A 9,198-nucleotide genomic window follows, 5' to 3' on the forward strand; every position below is an offset into this window, starting at 1 on the left:
GGCTGGGCGGTGGATTCACCCTCTACCCCACGCCCGCTCTCACCCTGGACTACGACCTGGGCTGGGGCCGCGAGCTGGGGACCCTGGAGGATGGGCGGCCCGAGCTGGCCGGCTGGCTGGACCACCTGGGACAGATCGCCTGGCGGGAGAACGATTGGAGGCTGTCTTTGCGCTACAGCCACGAGGACGCCTTCGACAACCGCGAGGGTGAGCTGAACCCGGGGTCGAGCGACTCCGGGCGCCTGGAGGCCGGTCTCGAACCCTGGTCCGGGGCGCTGACCGTGAACGCCGTCTACGAGCTGGCCCGCCGCTGGAGCTACCCCCTGGTCGAGCAGTTCATCTACGCCCCCGACGGGGAGGGCAGCTACCGCCGCGAGCCGGACCCCGACGACCCCGAGGGCTGGATTTACATCTTCGACCCCGGCGACCCTGAGGCGTACTACGACCGGGAGCTGCTGCCGGCCGGGGAGCCGGTGCGGGCGATAAGCGTTTCGGGGGGCGTTTCCGTGGGCCTGGCCCCCTGGCGGGCCATAGAAGACGACTGGGCCAGGCTTTTCGAGCTGGAGCTCGAGGCGCGGGCCGACGACGAGGGGGAGGGCGGGGACCCCCTGGACCGGGCCCTGTTCTCCGACCTCCTGGGGACCGGGACGCTCGACGGCTCGGTGTCCTCCCGGGCGGGTCTGACCCTCTTCCCCACCGCGGCGCTGGGACGGCTGAAGGCGACCTACTCCTGGCGCGAGGGGCGCGACAGGCGCATCATCCCCCGCGACGAGCGCTACGGCTCCCGGGACCTGGACTTCACCGGGCAGGTGAACCCGCTGGACTGGCTGCGGTTCTGGGGCGGCGGGAGTTTCGGGTGGGAGTGGCGGCGGGGGGCGCTGTCCTACTTCGGGGCGGGGGACGCGGACCGCGACGTGGATAGCTGGCAGGCGTGGTTCGAGCCGCGGTTCATTCTCGGGGCGTGGCGGCCGAGGATTCGCGCGGCGCGCGAGGTGAGCGTGCAGACCGCCTACGCCGGGGTGTCGGAATTGGCGAGCTGGGAGCTCACCCCGGCGCTGGAGCTGCGCATCGGCGGCCTGGGGGATTTGAGCCTGTCGTACCGCTGGCGGTCGAACGAATTGACCGGGCCGCCAACCACCGAGTCGCTGGTCTACCGGCGCCCGGGGGTGGATCATTACTGGCAGGCCTCGCTGCGGATAAGCATCCAGCAGTACGTGGCGATAACGTTTTCGTACACCGGGGAGGCCGAGCCGGGGCGGGAGACGGTGCACCGGGGGGAGATTTCGGCGAAGGTGTTTTTCTAAAAGGCGGCACCTCTGCGAGCCGCCTTTATCACGTTCCCTACCTCGACCCTCACCCCTACCCTCTCCCTGGAAGGGAGAGGGAGAGGATGTAGGGCGGGGATTCTATCCCCGCCGCTTTTTTCTAAGGCAGCCCTCACCCCTATCCCCTCTCCCACTGGGAGAGGGGGACTGCGTCGACCCTCACCCCCACCCTCTCCCTAGGAGGGAGAGGGGGAACGGGCGGTCCGTGCCTCGCAAATTGCGATGACGTAGGGGCGGGTCTGGCGACCCGCCCGCGGGCGACCGTGGACGGTCGCCCCTACGTGATATCGTTGTGTTTCGCAACGTAGGGCGGGGATTTTAATCCCCGCCGTTTCACCCCTCACCCCAACCCTCCCCCCCGAGGGGGGAGGGGGTCGTTAAGCGACCCGCCCGGTTACCTCGGTTCCTTCAACTGCGGCTGGCCGTCGAGCCAGACCTGGGCCACCTTGTCCCGGATGTCCAGCGGGTCGCCGTCCACCAAAAGTAAATCCGCCCGCTTCCCCTCCTCGATGCTCCCCAATTCCTTGTCCAGCCCCAAAAGCTCCGCGGGATTCAGCGTCATCGCCCGGAGCGCCACGTCGGCGGGCAGGCCGTGGCGCACGCAGAGCGCGGCGCTGTTGGCCAGCCACTGCACCCCCCAGGTGGCGTCGGTCTGGATGCAGACCCTGACGCCGGCGGCGTGGAGAATCGCGGCGTTGGCCGGGTTGACCCCCATAAGCTCGGCCTTGTAGCGCATCTCGATGAAGTGCGGCCCCAGGACGCAAAACACGCCCGCCTCCGCCAGCTCCTTTACCACTTTATACCCCTCGGTGCAGTGCTCGAGGGACATCTCCAGGCCGAACTCGTCGCGGATGCGCAGGGCGGTGAGGATGTCGTCGGCGCGGTGGCAGTGGCAGCGCGCGGTGAGCTTGCCCTCCAGCACCGGCAGCAGCGCCTCGTGCTTCAGGTCCACCTCGAAGGGGGCCACCGGCTCGCGGTCCTCGGCGGATTTTTTCTCCTGGGTCATTATCTGGGCGCCGTGGTGGAGCTTTTTGGCGGCGTAGTTGCGGGCGGCCTGGAGCGCCACGCGAAGGACGGCGGCGTTGGCCATGCGCGTCGCAGGCCGCTTTTTCTGCTCCACGCCGTAACTCACCTTGGGGTTGTACCCGAGCGCCATCTTCATCCCCACGGGGTAGGCGCGGATGAGCTCGACCACCGTGGCGCCCTTGGTGCGGATGGCGGCGACGGTGCCGCCGATGACGTTGGCCGACCCGGGCATGGTGGCCACGGTGGTCACCCCGGCGGCCAGTACGTCGGGGAAGGCCACGGCGTCCGGGTTCAGGGCGTCAATCACCCGCAGCTCCGGGGTCACCGGGTCGGTCATCTCGTTGCCGTCCCAGTTGTCCTCGCCCTGGGCCTCGTTGAAGACGCCGATATGGGCGTGGGCGTCAATCAGGCCGGGGACGAGGGTCATCCCCCGCGCCTCGATTCGCACCGCGCCGTCGGGGATCTTCACGTCTTTTTCGGGCCCCACGGCGACGATTCTCTCCCCAACTATTATCACGGTCCCCGGCTCGTAAACCGGACCGGAAACGGTGTGCACCCGGGCGCCGATGACGGCGGTCACTTTTTCCGCCATTTATCCTCCTTGAGCGGTTCCTGCCGGCGGGCGTGGACGCCCGCCCCTGCAAAATAATTTTCAGTCCAGAACGCGGCGGATGAGCGGCCGGCGCCCCGGCGGTTCGTCGCCCACGACCACCCCGCCCGAAAGCTGCCCCAGTGCCGCCCGGAGCCCGTCCTCGGTGGAGGCGTGGACGACGAGGAGCGGATCGCCCTCGGTCACCCGGTCCCCCGGTTTGGCGAAGAGCTCCACCCCGGCCTCGGGGTCCACTCGGTCCTCGACGGTGGAGCGCCCGGCTCCGGCGAGCCGCGCCGCCCGGCCGACGTTTCGGGCGTCCACCCGGCGCAGCCAGCCCGAGCGCGGCGCCTTCAGCTCCCCCGTGTGCGCTCCGCCCCGTTCTCTCCGGGCGAAGGCCGCCAGGTCGCCGCCCTGGGCCTGGACCATCCGCGCAAAAACCTCGCGCGCCGAGCCGTCGTCGAGTTTCCGTCGGGCCATATCCCGAGCCAGGGCGACGTTCTCCGCCAGCCCCGCCGCCTTCAGCCCCCGGGCGACGAGCTCCAGCGACAGCTCCCGCACCTCGGGAATCGCCTCCCCGGCGAGAACCGCCAGCGCCTCCTCGACCTCGAGGGCGTTGCCGACCTTTCTCCCCAGGGGGGAGCCCATATCGCTCAGGATGCAGACGCATCTGCGCCCGGCCGTCTCCGCCGCCCGCTTGATCCAGCGCGCCAGGCGCAGGGCCCGCGGCTGACTCGGGAAAAGCGCCCCCCGGCCGGTCTTCACGTCAATGATGAACGTATCCGCCCCGGCGGCCAGCTTCTTCCCCACGATGCTCGCCGTCACCAGGGGGATGGAGTCCACCGTGGCGGTCACGTCGCGCAGGTGATAGAGCCGGGTGTCGGCGGGGGCGATTTTTTCCGAGTGGCCGGCGATGAAGCAGCCCGTTTCGGCGAGAATCCGTCGGAACTCGTCCAGGGCGAGGTCGGTCCGGAATCCCGGCACGGCCTCGAGCTTGTCCAGTGTTCCGCCGGTGTGCCCGAGGGCCCGGCCGGACAGCTTGGGCACCGCGGCGCCGCACGCGGCCAGGAGCGGAACCGCCACCAAAGTGACGTTGTCCCCCACGCCCCCCGTGGAGTGCTTGTCCACCAGGGGGCGCCCGACGTCCGGCCAGGTGAGCCGTTCGCCGGAGTCCGCGATGGCCTCGGTGAGGGCGTACGTCTCCCGGAAATCCATCCCCCGCAGGTAGACGGCCATCAGGAGGGCGGCCGTCTGATAATCGGGCAGGCCGCCCCGGGTTACCGCCTGGACGAAGGCGCGCCAGGCGTCGGAGCTCCGGGACGAAGAACCCCCGCGCGTCGGTAAAACAGTAGCCGGTGAAGATGTGGGCCTCGCCCCCGACCAGGAGCAGGGTGGCCTCGTTGTAGGCCGGCTCCTCGCCCCCATCGGAACCGAGCTTGAGGTCGTGGTAGACGAGGGTGGCCGAGGGGTAGCCGTTCAGCTGCGGCATGACCTGATCGGAGAATATCGGATTCACGGCGTGGTTTTCGATGAGCTCCCGGAGGTCCTCGGCCAGAGCCCCGGTGGGATCCCGGCCCGCGGCGAGGGCGGCCGCCGTCCGCTCCGGGACGTCGGGCAGGCGGTACGCCTCCACGTAGCCCAGCTCGGATTCGTGGGCGGGATCGTCCAGGCGGACCAGGAACAGGTTGCCGGCCAGAGAGCGGTTCAGCCAGGCGCCGTTGGGGGTGACCGTCGAGTAGGGGTCCTCCTCGACGATTCTCCCCGGCCCGTAGAGCGCGGCGAAGTCGGTCTCGGCGGTGGCCGCCTCCGGTCCCGGGGGCTTCTCGACGGCTTGGTCGCCCTCGGCGAGGCGGGCCAGCGGGTCTTCTTTTTTCTTCTCGCCGCAACCGGCGGTCAACAAAAGGACCACGAGGGAGGGCAGTATCAGTCGTTTTCCCAGGGAACACATGTTCATAACGGTGTGAAAGGTTAGGGTTGCGGTTGTGTTCATTTCTGTCCGCCGGGGAAGACCCGGCGACCGTCCACGGTGAGGCTCCCCTTCAGCGCTTCGTACTCGGGCACCAGCTCCTCGGCTTTGTCCTCATAGCAGTAGAATGCCACGAGGTGCACCTCGTCGCCGGTGAGGACCAGGGAGACCTCGTTGTAGGTTTTCGCCGGGGTGTCGGCGTGGAGCTGCTGCTTGAAATCGAGGAAACGCCAGGCGACGGTGAGCGCCGGGTCGGTCGCGGTGACCGGTTGGGTGCCGATCCACTCCAGCTCCGGGCTGATCCGGGTCAGCTCCATCCGGAGCAGGTCGGACAGATCGGCGAGCACCCGCTCCTCGGCCCCGACGGAGCGGATCCAGTCCTCGGAGTCCAGGTAGCGGTCGTAGTACAGGCACTCCAGGTAGGCCAGCTCGTCATCGCTTTCGGCGGAATTGCGGCGGACGAAGAGGGCCGATTCGCCAGAGGCGTAGCTCGCTTCGCTCGGTTTGCCTTCGGTCGCAGGGGCCCCTTCGGGCGCAGTTACGCCGTTCCCCGAGTCCCCCACACTCCACGCGTCGTTGGGCGCACGGACGGCGTACCTTCCCGCGACGAGCGGCCCGCCCGGACCGAGCTCCCCGGCGCAGGCGCAGAGCGTCAACAGAATCGGCGCTAAAAACAGCAAACCGGCTTTTCCGGTTCCCCGCATTGCCCCCCTTTAGAGATTCCAGCCCTTGGGCATCTCGGTCAGGGATTCCAACTCATCCTCGCTCACCTCTCCGGTGGCGCCGTCCGCGGAGCCGCCCTGGTCGCATTCCGAAAAGCGGGGGAACACGATGCCGTCCACGAGGGCCTCTATCTCGGGGCGGACGAGCTCCTCCTCCTCGGCCAGGCAGCCCGTGTCCAGGAACCAGTAGCGGTTCTCCACGAAGTACAACCGGTCGAGGTGGAACTGGGCCTCGCCCGAAGTCTCGTCGTGGTAGGCGTACTGGACGGCCAGGTAGGGCTCGGAAAAAAGCGTCGGCTGTTCTCCCTCCAGGGCGGCCCGGGGCGAGATGCGGTCAATCTGCTCGCGCAACAGATCGGCGGCCGATTCGAGGAACCGGCCCTCGGTGCCCGAGGAGCGTACGACGTATTCGTCCTCGAACCCCTCCCCGGCGTAGTAGAGCTTGATCTCGCCCAAGAGGCTGCATCGGTAGTATCGGCGCAGGTATAGGGCGTCCTCGGCGGGCACTCGGACCCACTCGGCGTTGGGTGTGGTGGCCTGGATCAGGCCCCAGGCCATCGTTTCGCCGCCGGCGAGCGGCTCGGCGGCGCAACCCAGGAGCAACGCCCCCAGGGCCGCGGTCAGGAACGCACCGATCCTCGTCATCTCGCGCTACTCACCGCCCCCGTCGGGGGGCATGCCGGAATCGTCAATGTTTGTTGGGGCGCCGTCGTACACGCCGGTGCCCGGCGCGACGACGGTCCCCTCGGCCATCTTGATCACCGCAGGGGCCATCCGGCTCTCGTAGGCCGCCGGGACTACCGCCTCGATGTAGTAAGGCTGACCGGCGACTATCTGCTGGGCGTCGTAGTGGTACTCCTCGCCCAGCCCCATGTCCACGTGGTAGGCCCAGGCGGCGTAGGGGGATTCACCCTCGCGGGCGAAGCCGTCGCCGATGTAGTTCACCTCGAACCCGGTGAAGTACTCGTCCAGGAACACGCGGAGCTCGTCCTTGAGCTGAGCGGCCGTCTTCACGCCCTCGACGGGCTCGTCCACCCAGTAGAGCATCAGGCTGGCCATCTGGGCGAAGCCGTCGTAGGCGGTCAGGCTGGCGCCGCCGTAATCCTGCACGCCGATCCAGGGTCCGTCGCCCAGGGTGACGGTGAACCCGCCCAGGTCCGCGACGTCTCCGTCGTTATACCGGTCGGCCTCCCACTCGGGCAGCTCCACGCCGGTGAGAATCTCCGGCATCATTCCCTTGATCTCGTCGGCCTTCTCCAGGACGGTGTAGAAGTTGGCGGCGAAGATTTGGTCGCCCTGCAGGTAGAACGCGTCCAGGTTGTAGAAGCGCTGCGCGTCCTCACCCTCGTCCCCCAAGCCGAAGGCCTCGTCGGTGTAGTACCGACCGACCATCAGATAGGTCCCGGTTTCCCGGATGGCGTCGCCCATTTCGACGACCTGGTAGTTGTCCTGGATGTTGGAGTCGAGGAGCTCGGCTAGGGAGTCCATGGTATCCGCGAGGTCGGCGCGGCCCTCGGTCTCCGAGATGGGCGACACCTGAAAGGTGTAGACGCTCAAGCTGCCGAAATCGAAATCGGGGTTGTCGGGGTTTGGCCACCAGGCGTACAGCTCGCTCCCGTAATCCTCGTACTGCCAATCCGGTCCGGGAAGGGTCACCTTGACATCGCCCTCCCCGACACGGTCCCCCAGCGCGAAGGTGAGGGTAGCCAGCGCAAGCACCAACAGCGCTACGACACGGATCATTCTTCCTCCCTTGGTCCGACTGAGTTTACGAGCTCGGTCAATTCTTCGATCAGCCAATCCGGCGAGTCTGCGGGACAGCCGGCGTCAATGAAGTAGTAATCCTCGCCCACGGCCACGGTGGCGTCGCGGCGCCACACCGGCCGACCCGAGACCATCCCCCGGTAGCTCACGGCGGCGTAGGGAACCGGCGTCCGCCGGATATCCACCTGACCCAGGTACTCCACCTCACCGTAGAGGGCCTCGATTTCCCCCTTGAGCCCCTCGGAGAGGTCCGAGCCCTCGGCGCCCCCGGAGGCGGGACGGCGCACGTAGAGGTCCACCAGGGGCACCTCGTCCCGGGAGAGCAGCATCTCATCGGAGGTTTTCTCGGCGATCCACCCATCGCCGGGAACGGTCAGGGTGATTTTTTCGAAGTCCAGCTCCTGCCCCGTTTTCAGTTTCAGGACGGTCGGTTTCTCCGGCTCGATGCGCGCCGAGTCCAGCAGGGTCGCGAGCTCGCCGGTCAGTTTCGCCTCCTGGTCGGTGTAGCAGGAGAGGTCCAGGAATGCGTAGCGGCCGTCCACGTAGAAGACGGTGTCCAGGTTGTAGTAGCGGTCCTCCCCGAGCACGGAGCGGTACGAGTAGCTGGCGGCGAGGTACGGGTCCTCGCGGTAGTCCGGCCCGGAGATGAACTCGACGCCTGCGCCGGCGGTGAGCTCTATCTGGTCCCGCAGGCCCCGCGCCAGCTCCTCCAGGAACGCCTTCAGCTCGTCGGGTTTTTTCCGCAGGGTTTCGGTGTCGTAGTCGTCCCGGCCGTTGAAGTAGAAGCGGGCCACGGCCGCGGGCGCCGCCTCGCCCCGCTTGAGGGTGAGCATGCTGGAAAGCTCGTCGTCGCGATGCCAGAGCCTGGAGGGCGGCGCCAGGGAAAGCGCCCCCTGGGTCTCCACCCGCGGGCCAACCACTTCTTCGTGGGCCGGTTTCTCCGAAGGTTTTTCACCCTCGCCCGACTCCCCGCCGCAGCCGGCGGCGAGGACGATCAGCAGGGCCGGGAGTGGAAAAAAGCGTATTCTCTTCATCATGTTTAATTTACTTAAAGCTCAGCTCCCCGGCCAGACGGTCCAGCTCCGCCCCCAGGCGCTCCTCGACCTCCGGGGCGCAGGCCAGGTAGAGGAGGTACACGCCGTCGCGGGTCAAAAAAGCGTAGGCGCGGACGAGGGCGTAGCCGTCTGAGAAGAAGAGGGCCGCGCCCGGCTCCACCCCATCTGCGTCCAGCCGCTCCAGCCCGAAGACCTGGCCGTAGCGCGCCCGGCACTCATCGGCCAGGAACCGGACCAGCTCCTCCTGGATTTTATCCCGCTCGCCCCCGGCGACGGCCGCGGCCAGTCCGGCGTCGGGCGCCTTGAGCAACAGGGTCCCGGCGACGTCGCCCGCGTCCGACCGACCGTAGAGCGCCACCGCGCCTTCACCCTCGTTGACCGTCCAACTGCAAGTTACGCGGTCCGAGGGGGCGAAGAGGGTCAGCCCCTTCCAGGTAAAGGCGCCACCGTCCGGGAGCTCGACCGCGGCGGCGACCGCGCCGGCTGTAACGGAGAGCCATAAGAGCAACCACCGAAAACGGAGCGATGTCCCGGTGGACCTCAAAGTAGGGCATCCTCCCCGTCGAGGGGGACGGATTCGTAGCGGCCCTTGTCGTTTTTCCGCAGACGGAAGAGGGGCTGATCGGGGTCGTGGCCGGCAATCATCACCCAGCCCAGCTTCCACCCCTGCTCCAGGTAGGTGTTCTTCTGGTACATGGCCCGGACCGGGTCCAGGTCGTAGGCCATCACCCAGGGACCGGGGATGTGGGCC

10 protein-coding genes are annotated in these 9,198 nt (G+C 68.0%); 2 read left to right on the plus strand and 8 right to left on the minus strand.

The genetic code is table 11. The annotated features are described in order from the left end of the window. A partial coding sequence (locus tag NTW26_05965; protein MCX7021806.1) for a hypothetical protein occupies positions 1-1,304 on the plus strand: 1,304 nt, incomplete at its 5' end. A 415-nt stretch (positions 1,305-1,719) separates the two neighbouring features. Here NTW26_05965 and NTW26_05970 read toward each other — a convergent pair. Beyond that, on the minus strand, positions 1,720-2,943 hold the full coding sequence (locus NTW26_05970; protein ID MCX7021807.1) for an amidohydrolase: 1,224 nt from the start codon (positions 2,941-2,943) through the stop codon (positions 1,720-1,722). A gap of 60 nt (positions 2,944-3,003) precedes the next feature. After that, complete coding sequence (locus tag NTW26_05975; protein ID MCX7021808.1) at positions 3,004-4,365, minus strand: thymidine phosphorylase; 1,362 nt, start codon at positions 4,363-4,365, stop codon at positions 3,004-3,006. On the opposite strand from NTW26_05975, the gene NTW26_05980 reads away from it, so the two are divergent. Continuing rightward, the gene (locus tag NTW26_05980; GenBank protein ID MCX7021809.1) at positions 4,304-4,912 is read left to right on the plus strand and encodes a hypothetical protein; all 609 of its coding nucleotides are present in this window, start codon (positions 4,304-4,306) and stop codon (positions 4,910-4,912) included. The two genes, NTW26_05975 and NTW26_05980, sit on opposite strands and share 62 nt — an antisense overlap. Positions 4,913-4,926: 14 nt before the next feature. Here the strand turns inward: NTW26_05980 and NTW26_05985 are convergent, their stop codons facing one another. The 6 genes from NTW26_05985 to NTW26_06010 all read right to left on the minus strand — a co-directional run. Further along, complete coding sequence (locus NTW26_05985) at positions 4,927-5,586, minus strand: hypothetical protein (GenBank protein MCX7021810.1); 660 nt, start codon at positions 5,584-5,586, stop codon at positions 4,927-4,929. 33 nt (positions 5,587-5,619) lie between these two features. Then, positions 5,620-6,273, minus strand: a complete 654-nt coding sequence (locus tag NTW26_05990) for a hypothetical protein (GenBank protein MCX7021811.1) — start codon at positions 6,271-6,273, stop codon at positions 5,620-5,622. 6 nt (positions 6,274-6,279) lie between these two features. After that, entirely contained in the window at positions 6,280-7,371 is a 1,092-nt protein-coding gene (locus NTW26_05995; GenBank protein MCX7021812.1) for a hypothetical protein, read from the minus strand. Beyond that, entirely contained in the window at positions 7,368-8,429 is a 1,062-nt protein-coding gene (locus NTW26_06000) for a hypothetical protein (GenBank protein MCX7021813.1), read from the minus strand. Before NTW26_06000 ends, NTW26_05995 begins: the two co-directional genes overlap by 4 nt. A 7-nt stretch (positions 8,430-8,436) precedes the next feature. Beyond that, positions 8,437-8,955 (minus strand): hypothetical protein, encoded by a 519-nt coding sequence (locus tag NTW26_06005; GenBank protein MCX7021814.1) that lies wholly within the window; start codon positions 8,953-8,955, stop codon positions 8,437-8,439. A 32-nt stretch (positions 8,956-8,987) separates the two neighbouring features. Further along, the coding region (locus NTW26_06010; protein MCX7021815.1) for a hypothetical protein at positions 8,988-9,198 on the minus strand (211 nt) is incomplete at its 5' end.

The organism is bacterium (assembly GCA_026398675.1).
Taxonomy (GTDB): Bacteria; RBG-13-66-14; RBG-13-66-14; order RBG-13-66-14; family RBG-13-66-14; genus RBG-13-66-14.